The organism is Polluticoccus soli (assembly GCF_029269745.1).
Classification (GTDB): Bacteria; Bacteroidota; Bacteroidia; order Chitinophagales; family Chitinophagaceae; genus Polluticoccus; species Polluticoccus soli.
The window spans coordinates 367,219-385,209 of record NZ_JARJHT010000002.1 but is presented as its reverse complement, the minus strand read 5'-3'; the positions used below and the strand labels follow the sequence as shown (position 1 = coordinate 385,209).

16 protein-coding genes are annotated in these 17,991 nt (G+C 46.3%); 6 read left to right on the top strand and 10 right to left on the bottom strand.

Features of this window, described 5'->3' with window-relative positions; genetic code table 11:
* Positions 1 to 315: 315 nt before the first annotated feature.
* From P2W83_RS12365 to ffh, 6 genes are all read right to left on the bottom strand, one after another.
* Complete coding sequence (locus P2W83_RS12365; protein WP_276134052.1) at positions 316 to 1,437, bottom strand: acyltransferase family protein; 1,122 nt, start codon at positions 1,435 to 1,437, stop codon at positions 316 to 318.
* 2 nt (positions 1,438 to 1,439) lie between these two features.
* Positions 1,440 to 3,353 carry a tetratricopeptide repeat protein gene (locus tag P2W83_RS12360; RefSeq protein ID WP_276134051.1) on the bottom strand — a complete coding sequence of 638 codons (1,914 nt, stop codon included), beginning with the start codon at positions 3,351 to 3,353 and terminating at the stop codon, positions 1,440 to 1,442.
* Between the two features lie 144 nt (positions 3,354 to 3,497).
* On the bottom strand, positions 3,498 to 4,022 hold the full coding sequence (rpsP, locus tag P2W83_RS18710; protein ID WP_338090251.1) for a 30S ribosomal protein S16: 525 nt from the start codon (positions 4,020 to 4,022) through the stop codon (positions 3,498 to 3,500).
* Positions 4,023 to 4,127: 105 nt separating this feature from the next.
* Positions 4,128 to 4,694, bottom strand: a complete 567-nt coding sequence (locus P2W83_RS12350; RefSeq protein ID WP_276134050.1) for a hypothetical protein — start codon at positions 4,692 to 4,694, stop codon at positions 4,128 to 4,130.
* 49 nt (positions 4,695 to 4,743) lie between these two features.
* Positions 4,744 to 5,325, bottom strand: coding sequence for an outer membrane beta-barrel protein (locus P2W83_RS12345; RefSeq protein ID WP_276134049.1), 582 nt, complete (start codon positions 5,323 to 5,325; stop codon positions 4,744 to 4,746).
* Between the two features lie 57 nt (positions 5,326 to 5,382).
* Positions 5,383 to 6,735 carry a signal recognition particle protein gene (gene ffh / locus P2W83_RS12340; RefSeq protein WP_276134048.1) on the bottom strand — a complete coding sequence of 451 codons (1,353 nt, stop codon included), beginning with the start codon at positions 6,733 to 6,735 and terminating at the stop codon, positions 5,383 to 5,385.
* Positions 6,736 to 6,975: 240 nt separating this feature from the next.
* Here ffh and P2W83_RS12335 point away from each other — a divergent pair, with 240 nt between their 5' ends.
* Both P2W83_RS12335 and P2W83_RS12330 read left to right on the top strand, forming a co-directional pair.
* Positions 6,976 to 7,380 carry a hypothetical protein gene (locus P2W83_RS12335; RefSeq protein ID WP_276134047.1) on the top strand — a complete coding sequence of 135 codons (405 nt, stop codon included), beginning with the start codon at positions 6,976 to 6,978 and terminating at the stop codon, positions 7,378 to 7,380.
* Between the two features lie 734 nt (positions 7,381 to 8,114).
* A complete protein-coding gene (locus tag P2W83_RS12330) occupies positions 8,115 to 9,845 on the top strand; it encodes an ELWxxDGT repeat protein (protein ID WP_276134046.1) in 1,731 nt (576 codons plus the stop codon).
* Positions 9,846 to 9,918: 73 nt separating this feature from the next.
* Here P2W83_RS12330 and P2W83_RS12325 read toward each other — a convergent pair whose 3' ends face one another.
* Positions 9,919 to 10,422 (bottom strand): hypothetical protein, encoded by a 504-nt coding sequence (locus P2W83_RS12325; protein WP_276134045.1) that lies wholly within the window; start codon positions 10,420 to 10,422, stop codon positions 9,919 to 9,921.
* Between the two features lie 367 nt (positions 10,423 to 10,789).
* Here P2W83_RS12325 and P2W83_RS12320 point away from each other — a divergent pair, with 367 nt between their 5' ends.
* On the top strand, positions 10,790 to 11,620 hold the full coding sequence (locus P2W83_RS12320) for a DUF4349 domain-containing protein (protein WP_276134044.1): 831 nt from the start codon (positions 10,790 to 10,792) through the stop codon (positions 11,618 to 11,620).
* 53 nt (positions 11,621 to 11,673) lie between these two features.
* Here P2W83_RS12320 and P2W83_RS12315 read toward each other — a convergent pair whose 3' ends face one another.
* Both P2W83_RS12315 and P2W83_RS12310 read right to left on the bottom strand, forming a co-directional pair.
* Positions 11,674 to 12,075 carry a DoxX family protein gene (locus P2W83_RS12315; protein WP_276134043.1) on the bottom strand — a complete coding sequence of 134 codons (402 nt, stop codon included), beginning with the start codon at positions 12,073 to 12,075 and terminating at the stop codon, positions 11,674 to 11,676.
* 132 nt (positions 12,076 to 12,207) lie between these two features.
* On the bottom strand, positions 12,208 to 12,612 hold the full coding sequence (locus P2W83_RS12310) for a hypothetical protein (protein WP_276134042.1): 405 nt from the start codon (positions 12,610 to 12,612) through the stop codon (positions 12,208 to 12,210).
* 263 nt (positions 12,613 to 12,875) lie between these two features.
* Here P2W83_RS12310 and metG point away from each other — a divergent pair, with 263 nt between their 5' ends.
* From metG to P2W83_RS12295, 3 genes are read left to right on the top strand one after another with little or no spacing between them, the layout of a single operon-like run.
* A complete protein-coding gene (gene metG, locus P2W83_RS12305; RefSeq protein WP_276134041.1) occupies positions 12,876 to 14,981 on the top strand; it encodes a methionine--tRNA ligase in 2,106 nt (701 codons plus the stop codon).
* A gap of 38 nt (positions 14,982 to 15,019) precedes the next feature.
* Positions 15,020 to 16,360 carry an efflux RND transporter periplasmic adaptor subunit gene (locus P2W83_RS12300; RefSeq protein WP_276134040.1) on the top strand — a complete coding sequence of 447 codons (1,341 nt, stop codon included), beginning with the start codon at positions 15,020 to 15,022 and terminating at the stop codon, positions 16,358 to 16,360.
* A 55-nt stretch (positions 16,361 to 16,415) separates the two neighbouring features.
* On the top strand, positions 16,416 to 17,432 hold the full coding sequence (locus P2W83_RS12295) for an NAD(P)H-dependent glycerol-3-phosphate dehydrogenase (protein ID WP_276134039.1): 1,017 nt from the start codon (positions 16,416 to 16,418) through the stop codon (positions 17,430 to 17,432).
* Positions 17,433 to 17,544: 112 nt separating this feature from the next.
* On the opposite strand, the gene P2W83_RS12290 is transcribed toward P2W83_RS12295, so the two are convergent.
* Positions 17,545 to 17,886, bottom strand: coding sequence for a hypothetical protein (locus tag P2W83_RS12290; RefSeq protein ID WP_276134038.1), 342 nt, complete (start codon positions 17,884 to 17,886; stop codon positions 17,545 to 17,547).
* Positions 17,887 to 17,991 lie beyond the last annotated feature (105 nt).

Here is a 17,991-nt window from a genome sequence, read left to right as displayed (position 1 = left end):
GCCAAAAGGCTTGTCAGCTTATTGTAAAAACCTATTTGTACCAACGAAATATGAAAGCAAATGTGAGTTTGGCTTAGAATTTGTTAAACTTCTTATTAAGCGTACTAAATTTTTTGGTTTAGAAAAGAGGAGACTGCAAAAGTAGTTGCTATATTCATTGCGGATTTGACAACAGAATAACTTTTAAACACCGGAAAAACACAGGAAAATGTCTTACAAATTGCCCCTGAAACAAACGCAGGTAAAATCAAAATGGCTTACTGCAACTTTAATAGGGATATATATTCTGATCGCCGCTTTTCTTTTGTTAAATAGCTAGCGGAAATACTTCTTCAGCCTGAGAAACGGTTTTTCAAACAAATAGTACGACAGTACACTGCACAACAACGTGGCCGTTAGGGCCAGAACAAAGAACGCAATGGCAGATGCAGCGTTATCTAGCGAAATATTCTGCTTGCTGTATACCTGCTTCAGCAAATTTATCACAAGGGTGTGATAGAGATATAGCCCATAAGTATACACCCCTGCCCTGCTCAACACATTCTTATCTCCAATTTTAAGCCTGTTATTCTCAGGCAGTATCAACATTATTAGCAAACTAAATAGTAGCCCCAGGAGGCTTGTGATGGCTACATAATCTTTGTCGGTTTTGTATTGCGAGCAAACCAGGATCGTCAGGAGAAGGCTTACAATAAACATTAGCTTCGCCCAATAAGGGATCTTATTGATCGCAACGTCTACTTGCTCACCTTTAGCAATAAGCAGATAAGCCGGAATCGCTCCATAGGCAAAGAGATCAATATTAGTAAACAGATCGCTGGTAGGAATATTATTTGCGACATACACCATTCTGCAGACCAGCCCTGCTAAAAGACATGCGACAATAAGCTTTGGCAAGTCTTTGAGATTCAAATAATACAAGAGCAGCCCCCAAACAATATAAAAATGCTCTTCTATACACAGGGTCCACATGACAGACAGAGGCGAAACATTAGCATGCTGACCTGTAGCCATCATTTTGTAGTTCTCCAGGAACAAAACAGATACCCAGATATTAGGCCTGTACCCCTCACCAGATGACGGAAGGTGCAGAAAATGCTCTAGAATATAAGGAGTAATATACGCCACCGCTACCATCAGGTAATACAGCGGCCATATCCTCAATATCCGGCGAACGAAAAAGTTTTTTAGGTTTAGCTGCCCCGTACGCGCCTTTTCTTCGCAAATGATGTAGGTAATAAGAAAACCACTCAGTACAAAGAAGAATTGTACACCAATGCCGCCACCTGCCCTTACGTAATTAAACCAGGGAAATGCAATGATCGGGACATGTAACAGGAACACTTTCAGGAACGCGAAAAAGCGGAGTGCATCGAACGTATGAAAATGACGTCGAGCAGCTGGTGAACCTGGAGTAGATGCATTCCCGGAAGTCATTGCTATTCAGTGTCGTCTCCTTGCGCTTCCATCATAAGTGCATTCTTCTTCACCTCGGCCTGTTGTGCATTTTGCATATCACCCTTGGCACGATACAGTTGACTAAGCAGGTCGTACGTTTCGATATTAGCCGGATCTATTTGGGTGTATTGATTCATTACGGCTATTGATTCGTCAATGCGACCAAGATTTGCAAGAATGATCGCATATGGCTGATATCCGGTTTCATTTTTAGGATTCAAGGCCAAAGACTTCTGATAGTAAACTGCAGCATTGGGCAGATCATTTGCCTTCAGGAATGCATTTGCCTGCATGGCGTAAACCTGTGCACTGTCTCTCTGGGTGATCGCCATAAGGGGGGTATTATCGGCCTTTATCACGTCAATAGTACCAGAAGGCGGAAACAACCCGTTTTGCAAGAATGACTTCTCAATAAAGCGAGAGAAAAAGATACCATAGTCATAGTCTGTATTATACCGCTCTCGATAACGCACGTACACCGGACGAACTTTGGGATTTATACGAGCAACGTAATACCACATCGGGTCGATACAGTTAGTACCGATCAGCACAGTATCCTTGGCATGATAGAGATCTTTGTCTTTAGCTAATTTAAAGACCGCCTGTTTAACGCTGTTCATGTAATAGTCCGTTTCATAGTATCCGTATGCACCATCAACCCCACCCACCAGCTCGTTGAAATACACGATCTGGTTAGGATGATTTGCAATACTCCATTTTGCAGGCAATAGTAACCCGATCACAAGCAGACCTATTACTGCATATTTGGCGATCTTGTTTTTTATCGACCAAATAACTGATAAGAAAGCCAGCGCGCTTAAAACTACCAGTGGAGGATAAACGAAAAGCATATGGCGCCAGCCATCGTACATCGGCGATTTTTTGTAAGCGACATATGCCCATGGAAATATTGCAACAAAGAATAGAAACAGAATAGTAGAACGTTTCAGCTCCTTGCGAAACAAAAGGAATGGAGACAATATAATACCCGCCAACACTATCACAGGGTTTGTAATAGCCATCCAATGAGGTATATAGCTGGCCGGAATGTCCTGGCTCATAATATGCCGGTCATCAAACAGCATCCTGATACCTGTAGAAAACTGAGACATTTCACCCAATGCCTGCAATGGATTAGACAATGGCGCCTGCAATGCATAAGGCCAGAAAATCAGTCCGAAAAAATACCCTGCGATACACAATGCTATTACTTTCACAGCCGTTGATTGTATTTCCTTGCTGCTGAGTGTATAGTTTTTGCGCCAGTCAAATAAATACTCAATGCCAAGGGCTACGAAAACGAACGGAATAAGCAGAAGACCACCGATCCGTATGCCTATTGCGTAGCCTATAGCCAATGCCAGCCATAAGGCATCTTTCCAGGTAGGCTTGGGGAAAGCACGAACAAACCTGATAGTAAAATAGGCTCCCATCAGCATACCTAAGGCAAATGGAATATCCTTAGGATTATTCATGCTTTCGCCAAAAAAACGTGGTGACAAGAACAAGAACCACACAGCTAACAACGCTGCGTCCCAGCCACGAACCAAGCGCGCCAGGAGCGCCGTGAACAAAATAGCAAGGAAGCCAAATATCGCATTAATAAAATGGCGGGTCTCGTATTCCATAGCTTCGTTGACACCCAGCATCTTATTGACACAAACACAAAGCAAGTCGTAAAAGCCACCGTAGAAATAGACGTTCTTATAAGAAAGCGCTGCCTTGTTTTCGCCACCAGAAGCATAATAATCATAAACGTGGTGGCCATAGGTATTCTGCGTCACCTCGTCGCCGCTAATGCCGTAATCTTTGCTTACCCATAACATGATCAGCAGCATCAGTCCCAGGCTTATGTAAGTGAGCAGGCGGAAATTGATCTTCTTTTCGTTTTCCATATCAGGCAGTTAGCTTTTTTAAAACGCCACAATTTTAAAAATCTTTTTCCGCATTCTTATACGTAGTGGAGAAATTGACTAGTAGGTACAAAAGAAAAGAGCAACGGTAATACCGTTGCTCTTTCAAGTATTTGTCGGAAAGGATTAACCTTCCTGGTTCTCACCTTCAGTAGCAGTTGCTGTTTCTTCAGCACCTTCGCCTTCAGCTGAAGCTTGTGCAGCAGCAGCTTTAGCAGCCATTTTCTCTTCAACACGGCGAACTGATTCACCCATTGTAGCATTGCGCTTTTCAGCTTTGTGCTTACGGTGAGCTTCTTCGCGTTTTACAACCAGTTGCTCGTGCTCAGTGTTCCAAGACTCGAATTTTTCCCAGGCTGTTTTCTCATCAAACAGACCCAGTTCTACACCACGCATCAGGTGTTTCAGGTACAATACACCTTTGAACGACAGGATACGACGGCAAGTGTTGGTAGGCTGTGCGCCTTTTTGCAACCAGTGGAGCGAACGCTCACGGTTGATACGAATAGTAGCTGGAACGCTCAGTGGATTGTAAGTACCGAGTTTCTCGATGAATTTACCATCACGTGGAGCTGTGCTGTTAGCAACTACGATGAAGTAGAACGGACGTTTCTTTGATCCGTGGCGTTGGAGACGAATTTTTACCGCCATAAATAATAGAAATTATTTGCGATTAACAATAAATTTTAAGGACTGCAAAGCTAACAAAAGAAACCATTACTAAAAAGAGTTTCTTAAAAATATATTATTTTAATATCATTCTCCCTCAATGGCAGCTTGTGGTTTGGCTCTTTTCAGACTTTGCAAATGCAATTGAAAACCAACAGTGATTGCAGGCATTAAGGCCACATATTCCCAATCGGAACCGGAATGTGCCGAAACAGACAGCCTGGACTCCAACGCAACATTAGGGGTAATAAAATAAGCCAAGCCGCTCCCTACATTTGCCGTAAGAAAAAAGGGACGACCGTCTTCAGCAGATATAAATCCTGAATACCCCGCCGACGCTTCGGCAAATGGCTTGGTCAAACCTTTTCCAAAATACCGTCGCACAAACGGTTGAATGCCGTAACCAAACGAAAACTCATCTCCGATCCACGGCGTAAGCTGAATACCCGCGCCTACGGCCAAATTGTTTTTGACAAAGTATCCGGCTGCGGGGTTAATGGACAATCCAAAACCGCCGTAGGAAGGTTCGCCAATGGCGATCTGACCAGCAATCGATCCCAAGCTGCCGCCCACCATCCAGTTTCCCTTATCGGTTTGGGCATTTGTAATAAATGAGGCTGACAGAAGGCACAATGCCAATAGAGGCTTTTTCATATTGAAGGTTGGTTTGTCCCCCTAATATAAACAACACAAAAATACTATCCTACTCCGCAGTAGATGCCTGTGCAGGTTTTGCCTTCTTAAACCCGTTCAGGTATATCTGGAAACCAAAGTTAAGCGAGGGTGTATAAGACATATCCGGCATGTCGTTTTGTTTTGTTCCTCGGAACATCAGGCTTGACTCTATGGCAACATTTTGGTTGAGAAAGTGTGTCACACCCGGACCAGCTGCAAAAGTGAACATGCTGCCATTATCATTGGGAGGAACTGTATGTGACATTCTATAGGCATAAATTCCTGCACCAGCCTGGGCAAAAAGCCTGGTTTTCTTTTCGCCGAAGTAATAACGCGCAAATGGATGCACACCATAGTTAATGATGCTGGACCCACCTGACTTACCCCAGCCTAATCCTATGCTGGTTCCTACAGCCAGGTTTTTAGCCACAAAGTAGCCTGCGCTCGGGTTGATGTTTACGCTGAAGTAGTCAACCCCATCACCACCTCCGGGCTGTATACCTGCCGAAATATCGGCCAGGCCTACGCCCACCATGAGTCTTCCTTTTTCTGTTTGCGCGAGTGCTGGCAACGATGCCGCCAGCAAGGCAGATAGTAGTATTCGTTTCATTTAGGTTGATTTATAGGTCAAAAGAAATAATTCAAAAGTTAATAAAAACCTTATTCTTTATCTCTTGCCAAATGGCATACCGCCACCCATACCCGGCATACCCATGCCGGGCATCATGCCACGCATCTTGCCCATCTGCCCCATCATCTGGCGCATTTGTTCAAACTGCTTCATAAAGGCGTTTACCTCGGCTATGTCTTTACCTGCACCCTTCGCTATGCGTTTGCGGCGACTACCGTCGATCTCGTCAGGATTAGCGCGCTCGTAAGGCGTCATAGAGTTAATGATCGCTTCGATACCCTTGAATGCATCGTCAGAGATATCAATATCCTTGATGGCTTTACCAATACCAGGTATCATTGCCAGCAGGTCTTTAATGTTACCCATCTTCTTGATCTGGCCCAGCTGCTCTTTGAAGTCTTCAAAGTCAAACTTGTTGGCGCGGATCTTCTTTTCCAGTTTCTTAGCCTGGACTTCGTCGTACTGTGCCTGGGCGCGTTCCACCAGCGTAGTGATATCACCCATGCCGAGGATACGCTGCGCCATACGCTCAGGATAGAATACATCCAGCGTGTCCAGCTTTTCGCCCATGCTTACAAACTTGATGGGCTTATTCACTGTGTACTTAATAGTAAGCGCCGCACCACCGCGGGTATCACCATCCAGCTTGGTCAGTACCACACCCGTAAAGTCGAGGCGGTCGTTAAAAGCTTTAGCTGTGTTCACAGCATCCTGGCCGGTCATAGAATCTACTACGAACAGGATCTCATGTGGCTGCACGGCATTCTTCACGTTAGCCACCTCGGTCATCATCGCCTCGTCGATAGCCAGGCGACCTGCAGTATCTATGATCACTACGCTATTGCCGTTCTTTTTAGCTTCGGCTACAGCGTTCTGCGCGATGGAAACCGCGTCCTTATTATCAGGTTCGATATGAACCGGAACCTTAATTTGCTCACCAAGTACGCGCAACTGCTCCATAGCCGCAGGACGGTAGATATCGGCAGCTACCAGCAACGGATTACGGCCTTTTTTGCTTTTCAGGAAGTTGGCCAGCTTACCGCTGAAGGTGGTTTTACCCGAACCTTGCAGACCCGCTATCAGGATGATAGTAGGTTTGTTGTTCAGGTCGATCTCAGACTCAGTACCACCCATCAGCTCGGCCAGTTCGTCTTTCACGATCTTCACCATCAGTTGACCCGGAGATACGGCTGTCAATACCTTCTCACCTGTTGCCTTGTCCTTTACCCTATCGGTAAACTCCTTGGCTATCTTATAGTTAACGTCTGCATCAACCAATGCACGACGGATATCTTTGATCGTAGAAGCTACGTTGATCTCGTTAATACGGCCCTCGCCTTTGAGCTGCTTGAACGCGGCATCTAACCGCTCGCTAAGATTCTCGAACATATTCAATCCTTTTATAAAGGGATGGCAAAGTTAATCAAAATACGGCAGGGTTGAAACCTCTGTTTTGTTCGTTTTTATGTTCGATCTCATCCGCCGTCCAAACACATGATAAGTTTTATTTAACACATTTATACATCGTTTTGACAAAAGCTTCACAAACACCTCTATAATTTTCCAGCCTCAAATGTGTGATTGACCCTGTGTGATTGACAATACCGACACCAATTAAAACCAATATACATGACCATCACACGATCAAAAAACACACTGAGGGCAGCTTGCCTTTCGGTTCTGACGCTCGCCGTGACTACTGCATTTGCCCAGTCAACCACCAAAGTATTTCTCACGTCCACCAGCCCCACTGCGCTCAGAATAGCAAAAAAGGAGCTGACAAAGAAGCCTTACCTGGCCATTACTGACAACCGTGATGAGGCGGATGTAGTGATGGACCTGAAGGTAAAACGCATCTTGTTAGACGACAAAAAGGCTTACGCGGTACTTACCGACGCCAAAACCGGCCAAACAGTGCACGAAACAAAATCGGTCAATACGCTAACCAGGTTTACCTTCCGCCCGGAACACAGCGTAGTGAAAAAGCTGATACGTAAGCGGATAACACCGTACTACACCTCACCATCTGTTTAAATTCTCTGGAGCTACCTCGGTAGCTCTTTTTATTACAACCTGTTTCTCGCATGTTTCGTCAAGAATGGCACCTTTTCTGGTTTCTACCACCAATTTGTTACAGTTTGTTGTCGTTTTTCAAAGACTACACCCACCGCATCAACAATGCAATTTTTGCCCAAACCCCTACAGTTATTTCGTTGTGTTCCACAAACACAAACATACAACAAAATGCTCATTTATTGAATTGACACAAAAGAAAAAGAGGATAGTATTACTACCGTCCTCTTTTTGGTTGTTAATCATTTGGTTTTCAGAAATCTTCGAAGTCTTTAGTTCATCTTACAGTTCATATGTTCCTGAACCATCTTTCGCAACCTTGCGCTATATGGGTAAAAAACACTGTGCCACATATAGATGATTGATTCTTAGTATTCTGTTAAAGCGCCAAGACCGTTTACCAGTTCTTTAATGCGTAATACCTCAACTCCCAGCGCCTTAGCCCGAACAGACTTACTAACGGCCTTGTATGCGATCCAGCCAGCTTTAAGGCTACTTTACCATCTTTCCCCGACCTTGGCCAATTATCAATCCGGAGCCGGCTGTACCGGACATCATAATGCGGTCCTCAAGCGGCTTCAATTCCACAGGTGCGTGACACATGTTGGCATTAAGATAAAACATATAAGTTCCGTAGCTCTTTCACATCAAGCATAAAAAAATTCTCTATTTTTGCCGCGCTTAAAGAAAAACAGATGAAAACCTATTTAACTATCGTGCTGATCCTTGCTACGGCAATGGGTAAGGCACAAACCCCGCAGATGGTGGCCGATCTTTATAACAGCCCCGATCCGGATTACGGGCAATCCATTCGCCAGGGTGTGATTTACAACAATAAACTGGTGACCTGTAATGGCCCGATAACAGGCAATGTTGTAGTAACTACAGACGGCACGACTGCGGGCACACATGGCGTGGTCAGGGTGCTTGCTGCCGACAATTTATATAACCCGGTACTGTTCAACGGCCTTGTATACTATATATGGGAAACCAATACCAGCACTCCGGGATGGCATCCAATGCTCGCCTATACCAACGGAGTGAACTTCGCAGGAACGGGCGAGGTAAATCCAACCGGCGATACGTTACAACTATACAGTGATGCCGTGGCCAATGCTTACGACGGGCAAGCACTGACGGAGATGGGCGGCAAGCTTTATTTCTTTGCGACAGAAAATGTACTGACCACAGGCTTTGAATTATATAGCAGCGACGGAACGCGCCAGGGTACCAAACTGGTGAAAAACATCAACCCGATACCAGGCGAATTTTCCATTGGCTATCCTCACCAGGAACTGATAGGCAAGAGGGCGGTTGGCAACACCTTGTTCTTTGTTGCCAACGACGGCACCCACGGCTTCGAAATGTGGACCTCAGACGGTACGAACGCAGGTACGCAACTGCTTACCGACCTTAATCCTACTCCCGGTGAAGGAAGCAATCCTACGAACTTCATTGTGTATAACGGCAAAATGGTGTTCAATGCTACTGCTACAAACGCTGCTAAAGACACTGCTCTTTGGATAAGCGATGGTACTGCTGTCGGCACTATCAAACTAATGGATAACTTGTTCAACATGTCAGACTATGCCGTGATGAACAACCTGCTGTATTTCTACGCAAAGAACACACTCACCGATGTAGAAGGCATCTATGTAACAGATGGCACGCCACAAGGCACCCATGTTATTGTCAATATGCAATTGCCGGGCTCTTATTATGGCTACTTCCCTAAACCTGCCTACCTGACAGCGTTCAACAATAAACTCTATTTCTCCGCATATAGCGCTGCCGAAGGGCAGGAACTATGGGTGAGCGATGGCACCACCCAGGGAAACACAAAACTCTTTAAGAACCTGGATGGCACCAGCGAACACTCTAGCCCAACACAACTGACCGTAGCAAACGGTCGGCTGTATTTTAAAGCGGCTAACCGTACTAGTGGTAGCACAAAGAGTGTTGATATTTGGAGTACCGATGGTACCCTAAGCGGAACGATCAAACACGTGGTGCCCGGTAGCAATGCATTGCTAACCGGCCCCGGATGGCTTGACGGTGAAATGATGGCTTCTCCATTAATACAACTGGGCAACAACCTGATATTCAGCAACTTTTACACCAATGCACAATACGGTCCGCCGCTCTGGAAGCTCGACCTGACGCATGTAAACGTAAAACAAGTTAGCACACAGGAAACCAAACTGGCATTGTACCCCAACCCTGCATCACACATGGTGACCGTAAATGCTCCGGGCATACGCCATATTAGTGTACTGAATGCTGTAGGCGCAAAGGTGTACGATAACTATACAGAAAACACCAATGTAGCCGAAATAGATGTGCAAGCACTAACAGCAGGAATTTACCTTGTAGAAATAACCAACGAACAGGGAATAAAATTAGTACAGAGGTTTACCAAACAGTAATACGGCTTGCAGATACTAAAGCGGGGATGTCTCAGACATCCCCGCTTTGCTTTAGAAGAAGTTTAAAACATACTTAGTCAAACACCTCCTCCCCTGCCACTACGAGGTTATTATCCCTGAAGAATGCTGCAAGAGAACCTTTTACTGTGCTATAGACAGCTTTGATATCTGTGGTGTTATTCTTTTGTCCCAGGTTGATAACCTTAATGCCTGCTTTGCGTTCATTGCCATGCGCGTAAAAGTTTTGGTAAACTACGTAGCGGAAACCCTTATTATCAAAATAGAGATAATTGAGGTCCATACCTTCGTTCTTGGTGCCACCGCCGCGCAGATAGAATGAATAGCTAAACTTTTTCCAGCTGCTGCGGTCTTTAGTAGGGAATTCAAATTCTACTTTGCTTTTGGAACCAAAGCGGTATACCAGGTAACCATCCTTAGCCTCCCTGGCGACCATGGCCCGTTTGCCGTTAGTGGTTTCAAAGGTAATGACCGGCGTTTCGCCGGGAAGCAGGTAACCATCCTGCGCGTGAGCGACAAAGCCGGTTAAAAGAAACACAGCAATAATTAGCCATTTCATAGTACAAGTTACAACCAGAACACAACCCGTCCAATGGCACAGGCTGGCGATTTACTCTTTTGCATCTACCGACCGAAATGACGGAATTGATAGACTAAGAAAAAGAGGACCACACGAATGCGTCCTCTTTTATGATTGCTAATTATTTGGTTTCAGAGATTTCTATAGTCTTTCGTTCATCTGTTCATCGTTTGGATCCTGAACCATTCTTCACAACCTTGCAATAGAAGAGTAAAAAGAACCGTGCCAGCTCTGCTGTTCCCAGCTAGCGAGCACTAGCCTGTCAAATGCTTTATCTTTTATTTAACACCGCGCAGGCGTCACCTTTTGCGATGGCGGGCATAAATAAGTATAAAACAGTCTTTTTATGCGCTACTTGATCATCCCCTCTGCAGCAGCATTTCTACTGCTCACAGCTTGCAATGCAAGCAACACTTCATTGGAAAAAGACTATGCAGCCGCAGCCGATAGTACCAGCTTTGCCGGCGACGCTTCACAGATCAATTCATCATCGAGAAAGATAGCACGCACCGCTGATCTAAGATGCCGCGTACGCAATGTGCAGGAAGCTACATTGGAACTGGAAACCAAAGTACAACAACTGGGCGGACTGGCAGCACAAAGCACAATAGAGAACCAATCGACTGAACAACGGATGTTGAACTACAAGCCCGATTCATTGAAGCAGGTAACATCGTACACGCCTGTCGCCCATCTTGTTTTACGAGTGCCTGAAAGACACCTCGACTCGCTATTGCGTCTGCTGCCCCGAATGTCTGAGTTTACCGATTATCGTAACATAACGCAGGACGACAAAACCCTTGCATACCTGGCCAATGCGCTGAAGAATGAAGCATTGCGTCCTGCACAACTCAAAGCTAAGATCGCCGATACCGGCGCGAATACGCTGGAGTCGGTAGATCGTAGGATACAGAACCTCCAGATACTGGATGAAGTGCACTATGCGACTGTTTCAGTAGAACTGATACAACCGATGCAGATATATACCACTACCGTTGTCAATACCGACTATATGACCACTGAACCATTTGGTAGTCAACTTGCCAACAGTTTGTCGAAAGGCTGGCTGCTTGTGCAGAGTTTGGTTGTGGCCCTGGTAGCTGCTTGGCCGTTGTGGTTGATCGTTGCCGGGGGATGGAGCTGGTATGTCGTGAGGAAAAGGAAGGTTGCGAACTGATCAATGTATTTCTGCGCCGTTGTGGTCAACGGCACCAGCAACGGCGAAAAGATTCAAGCTGTTTTATGTCGCCATATTAGTGCATCAAGGCTCCATGGCCCGGCACCGTAAGCCGCAAAAAACAGGAAGATGAAGCAGAACAGCACCGCAGCTTCGCCATGGTTTTGGATAGGCCAGTTGCCTTTAGGAGCATGAAACTGCCAATAGGCCACAGCCATCTCGCCGGACATGATAAATGCTACCGGCCTGGTGAACAACCCCAACACTATGGCGCAACCACCAAAAAATTCGATGATGCCGCCAAACCACATCTGGGAGAATTGTGGAGGAAGACTGCCGCTGGGCGGGCCACCAAACCAGCCAAAGAGTTTCATTCCCCCAGCCTCTAGAAACATGATACCCGCCACTACACGCAAAAGGAATGTAGTAAGCTGTACGGCTTGTTCCCTAGTCATGATATAGCAGTTTGATACGGCTGCATTCGCATAAATTTTGTACCAACCTGCGAAGAAACCAAATATCGCACGATGTGCGTTTCTAAGAAAGGTCGTTAATGACGAACACGAACAACGGCGGAAAATGCGAGACTATTTTTGAATAACTAGTTCCCCTTTATTTACTGACACGCCGTCGATTTTGTGGGAGACAATGTGCCGATAGCAGAAGCCACCGGAAGGGGCTTTGCTACAAGCATGAGACTGAACTATTTTATAGTCGCCGTCAAGCAATATATCGGACACCCGGTAAGTTCGATTGTTCGCTGGGATGAACAATTCGAAATCCGCCGCTGTGTTGCCATCTGGCACTTGATTTAAATAAAATAACCTAAGCAATCTTAAACTATCAGTCGGTGCACTTTTATCAAGAGCCACAGCATAATAATTAGAGTTATCCATAGCTTTAGCTGTGCTGTCTAAATAAAAATGCTGCTCGTTGGTTTGTTGGCTAAAATTGCTGCCGGCTTTGTACCATTTTAGTACAATGGTGTCCAATTCCGTATATGAATACCCGTAGAAAGTAATATTATCGAGGTCCCGACCACAAATTACGTCCGTTGTGCACTGCTGAGAGCAAGATGCGGCAAAACAAATGAACAACAAACAGACAAGATATTTCATAGGAGGTTTTGTAAAAAGAAGCAACAAACATACCAAAAACCAGCTGAGTTGTTCGCACACTGGCCACTAATACAGCCTTTTCCAATATCTGCCAGCCCTTTCTTATCTTGCAGGCTCATTTAACTGAGACTTTAAGAATGGATTTCAAGCGATATTTGGTAACTGCCGCCCTGCCCTACGCCAATGGCCCTGTGCACATTGGTCACCTGGCGGGCTGTTATTTACCTTCTGATATATATGTTCGCTACCTGCGCGCCCAGAAAAGGGACGTAAAATTTGTATGTGGCAGCGACGAACACGGTGTACCCATCACCATCCGCGCCATGAAGGAGGGAATTACCCCCCAGCAAGTAGTTGACAAGTACAACGCCATCATCAAAGACAGCTTTGAGCAGATGGGCATCAGCTTTGATATTTACAGCCGTACCAGCAATAAGATACACCACGAGACCAGCCAGGCCATCTTCAAAAAGCTGTACGACGACGGCGTATTTGAAGAGCGCGAAAGCGAGCAGTATTACGACGAAGAAAAGCAGGTTTTCCTCGCTGACCGTTATATAGTGGGCACCTGCCCTGTATGTGGCAACCCCGGAGCTTATGGCGACCAGTGCGAAAAATGCGGCAGCAGTCTCAGTCCTGAGCAACTGATCAACCCACGCAGCGCCCTGAGCAGCGCTACTCCTGTAAAACGCAAAACAAAACACTGGTACTTCCCGCTGAACAAGTACGAAGGCTGGCTGAAAGAATGGATCATTGATGGAAAGAAAGATGAATGGAAGCCCAACGTATATGGCCAATGCAAAAGCTGGATAGACAGCGGTCTGCAACCACGCGCCATGACCCGCGACAGCAGCTGGGGCGTGCCCGTGCCGCTGCCCGATGCTGATGGCAAAGTGTTATACGTATGGTTTGACGCACCGATAGGCTACATCAGCGCCACTAAAGAGCTGACCCCTATGTGGGCCGACTACTGGCAGAAAGAAGACACCAAGCTCGTGCACTTCATTGGTAAGGATAATATCGTATTCCACTGTATCATCTTCCCGGCCATTCTACATGCGCACGGAAGCTATATAGTACCCGAAAATGTACCTGCCAACGAGTTCCTGAATATTGAAGGCGACAAAGTGAGCACCAGCCGCAACTGGGCTGTGTGGGTGGATGAATACGTAAAAGATTTCCCCGACCAGCAGGATGTATTGCGCTATGTATTGTGCCGCAACGCGCCGGAAACCAAAGACAACGACTTTACCTGGAAAGACTTCCAGGACTGCAATAACAACGAACTGGTTGCCGTATTCGGCAACTTCGTGAACAGGGCCTTTGTACTGATGCATAAGTTGTGCAACGGCAAAGTGCCTAAGCTGCATGAAGACGTGCTGGATGATACAGACCGCACACTGATAGATGATATCAGGGAAGCTAAACTGCGTGTTGAAGGCGAGATAGAGAACTACAAGTTCCGCGATGCGCTGTTTGAAGTGATGGACCTTGCCCGCAAAGGCAACAAGTACATGCAGGACAAGCAGCCTTGGATAGTCGCTAAAAGCCTCGAAGCAAACCCTGAAGCGCAGAAGCTTATAGACAACTGCCTGCACATCTGCCTGCAACTCTCGGCCAACCTGGCGATATTGATCAATCCATTCCTGCCATTTACTGCCAGGAAAATGTGCGGTATGATGAAGGTGGTTGAACGTATGCTGGACTGGGAAAATGCCGGTAAGATGAACCTGCTGAATGTAGGTTATCCATTGCGCGCGCCTGAACTGCTGTTCAAAAAAGTAGAAGACGAACAAGTGACCGCACAGGTAGAAAAACTGAAGAACAACTTAAAACAAAGCACAATGGAGCAACAAGCTGCTCAACCTCAAAATACCGCTACTGAAGAAACAAATGCGTTCCCTCCAGCTCAAAAACCAGAGATAACGATCGATGATTTCAACAAGATAGACCTGCGCGTGGGTACCATCCTGCATGCAGAAAAAGTTGAGAAAGCCGACAAGCTGCTGAAACTGGAGATAGACCTCGGTTATGAAAAACGTACCGTGCTGTCGGGCATAGCTATGCACTTCAAACCTGAGGAGATCATCGGTAAGCAGGTTACTGTTGTTGCCAACCTCGCTCCACGTAAAATGCGCGGTATCGAGAGCAAGGGTATGATACTGATGGCGGAGAACGCAGAAGGCAAGCTGATATTTGCGAGCCCCGTTGAAACAACTGACAACGGATCGGGCGTTAAATAATTGACCGATTCATAGATCACACACATCAAGAACCATAAATGAAAAAGAAAACCCTGTGGTGGATCATCGGCGGATTTGTGGCATTGCTGGTCATATTGATCATCGTTGGCAAAACGAAAGGCGACAGCGGCACTAAAGTGGCTGTTGAAAAAGTGGCGCTGCATACCATTACCGAAACCGTAACCGCCAGTGGCAAGATCTATCCTGAAACAGAGGTAAAGATCAGTCCGGAGGTGAGTGGTGAGATAATAGAGCTAACAGTGAAGGAAGGTGACAGCGTGATCAAAGGACAGCTGCTGGTGCGCATCAACCCCAATATTTATGGTTCGGTAGTGAGCCAGGCCGAGGCACAGGTAGAAGAAACACGTGCCCGTGTAAGTAATGCCCGCGAGATGGCAGCACAAAGCAAAGCACAGTTTGCGCAGGCGCAGGCCAACTACACCCGCAACAAAAAACTCTACGCTGACAAGGTGATATCAGCCATGGAGTTTGAGCAGGCAGAAGCGCAGTACCTTGGTGCGAAAGCCAGCTACGATGCCGCACAGGCTAATATCTCGGGCGGACAGTATAGCGTGCAGGGTGCATCTGCAGGCCTGAGCCAGGCAAGAGAAAACCTAAGGAGGACAACCATATTTGCGCCCACATCGGGCATCATCTCTCAACTGAATGTAAAGCTGGGCGAACGCGTAGTAGGTACCGCGCAGATGGCAGGTACTGATATGCTCACCATTGCTGACATGGGCCGCATCGAGGTGCGTGTAGATGTTAGTGAAACAGACATAGCCAAGGTAAAGATCGGCGACACAACAATGATAGAGGCCGATGCCTACCGCAACAGGAAGTTCAAAGGCGTGGTATCGAAGATCAGCGTATCGAGCAAAGGTTTAGGTAGTGCAGCCGCGCAAATGAGCACCGACCAGGTGACTAACTATACCGTACATATCCTGATCATCTCGAATACCTACTCCGACCTCGAAACCAACCTCAACTACGGTGAGTTTGTGTTCAAACCTGGTATGTCAGCATCGGTAGAGATACAGACGAGGCAAGAGCCGAACATCCTTTCTGTTCCCGTAAATGCGGTTACAACCCGCGACTGGCCAGATAGTGTGAAGAAAGCCAACGAAGCAAAAGGCATTAAAGAAGAGATCAGGCAGGTGGTGTTTGTGTATGATGCTAAGACGAAGAAAGTTGTAACCCGTGACGTACAGACCGGCATTCAGGACAACCAATACATACAGATCATTTCAGGACTAAAGGCAGGCGATGAAGTAGTAATAGCACCCTACGGTGCAATAGCGAGGACACTGAAGGACAAATCGAATGTAGCGATCACGAAGAAGGAAAAACTGTTTGAATCGAAAGACGAAGACAAGTAATACAACATGCACCCGTCAACCCATCAACATCAAATAACCAACTAATCGACAAGAATTGAATACTCTAGGGCAGGTAGGCATTATAGGCAACGGAAGCTGGGGAACAGCTTTGGCCAAGATATTGACGGATAGCAACACACCGATATACTGGTGGGTACGCAATGGCGAATCGGTACAATACCTGAAAGATCGCCATCACAATCCGCATTACCTCACTTCAGTGCGCTTTATGCCGGAGACCATCATGCCGACCGATGACCTGGCTAAAGTAGTGAGTGAATGCCAGACGCTGATCATCGCTGTGCCGTCTGCTTATGCGCAACAGGCCATTGAGAGCATTGACAAGAGTGCTTGGCAAGGCAAGAAGATCATTTCTGCTATCAAAGGTATCTTGCCTGACTGCAACCTGCTGCTGAACGACTACCTGCTGCTCCACCCCGGTTTTGACCTGGAGAATTATGTGGCTATTACAGGTCCTTGTCACGCCGAAGAAGTAGCAGATGAACGTCTCTCCTACCTCACATTTTCAGGCTTGAACGATGAATTGACAGGAGCTGTGGCGAATGCGTTTAACAACAGCTACATCTCCACCACTTTCAATCACGATATCTGGGGCGCGCAGTTTGCTGCCGTGCTGAAGAATATATACGCTATTGGCGCCGGTATGGCGCATGCTTTGGATTATGGTGATAACTTCCTGAGCGTGTACATCACCAATTGCTACCGCGAAATGTACCGCTTCCTGGATGCGCATTTTGAAAAGGTGCACCCATCAAACGAACGACCTGACTTCCACACCAGCGCCTACCTGGGCGACCTGCTTGTGACGGGTTACTCGCTACACAGCCGCAACCGTATGTTTGGTACCATGCTGGGCAAGGGCTACACCGTAAAAAGCGCTATACTGGAAATGAACATGGTGGCTGAAGGTTACTATGCAGCCCGCGGCATGCAATCCATCTCAAAGACCTACGCAATAGACATTCCTCTGGCCACCTGCCTTTACGAAGTGATGTGGGAGAACAAACCTGCTGCGGAGGTGTTTAAGAAGATTGAGAAAATGTTGTCGTAAACGGAAAACCGATTTATAGTAAAAGCGCTATTGCAATCAGTAACTGTATGCAATAGCGGTTTTTTCTTAACATCTGGTATTGAGAATGACCGATATTTGATTTCACTGGTTTCTAACCATTCCCAAACGTAAACACCAGCAGCAGTATAAAACCCGTCACAGCTAGTAAACCGTGTGTTACTGCCAGCCATTTAGGTATGGGTTTGCCGGTCAGGTCTTTGGTCACTAACACAGCGCCCCCTAAAGCTGCTATAACAAACAGTATGGCGCTTTCTTTAGGACCGGGACTATTGCCAAACACATAAGACAACAGCAATATAAGACCGGTTGCGGCGAATAAGCCGTGAAAGATCATGAGTGCTTTGGGCGTTTCTTTACTCCTTAGGACGTAAGACAGCAGTGTCATGCCGAGAATGGCCGCCAGTGCGAAAACAGCAATAATGGTGTACAACATAATGCGTAATTTTGGTTAAACATCACAGGCTATTGCAGCCTGTATTTTAATTAGAGTAAAAATGATCGTATTGGTTACAAAAAAATCTTACCAATAATAATTTGT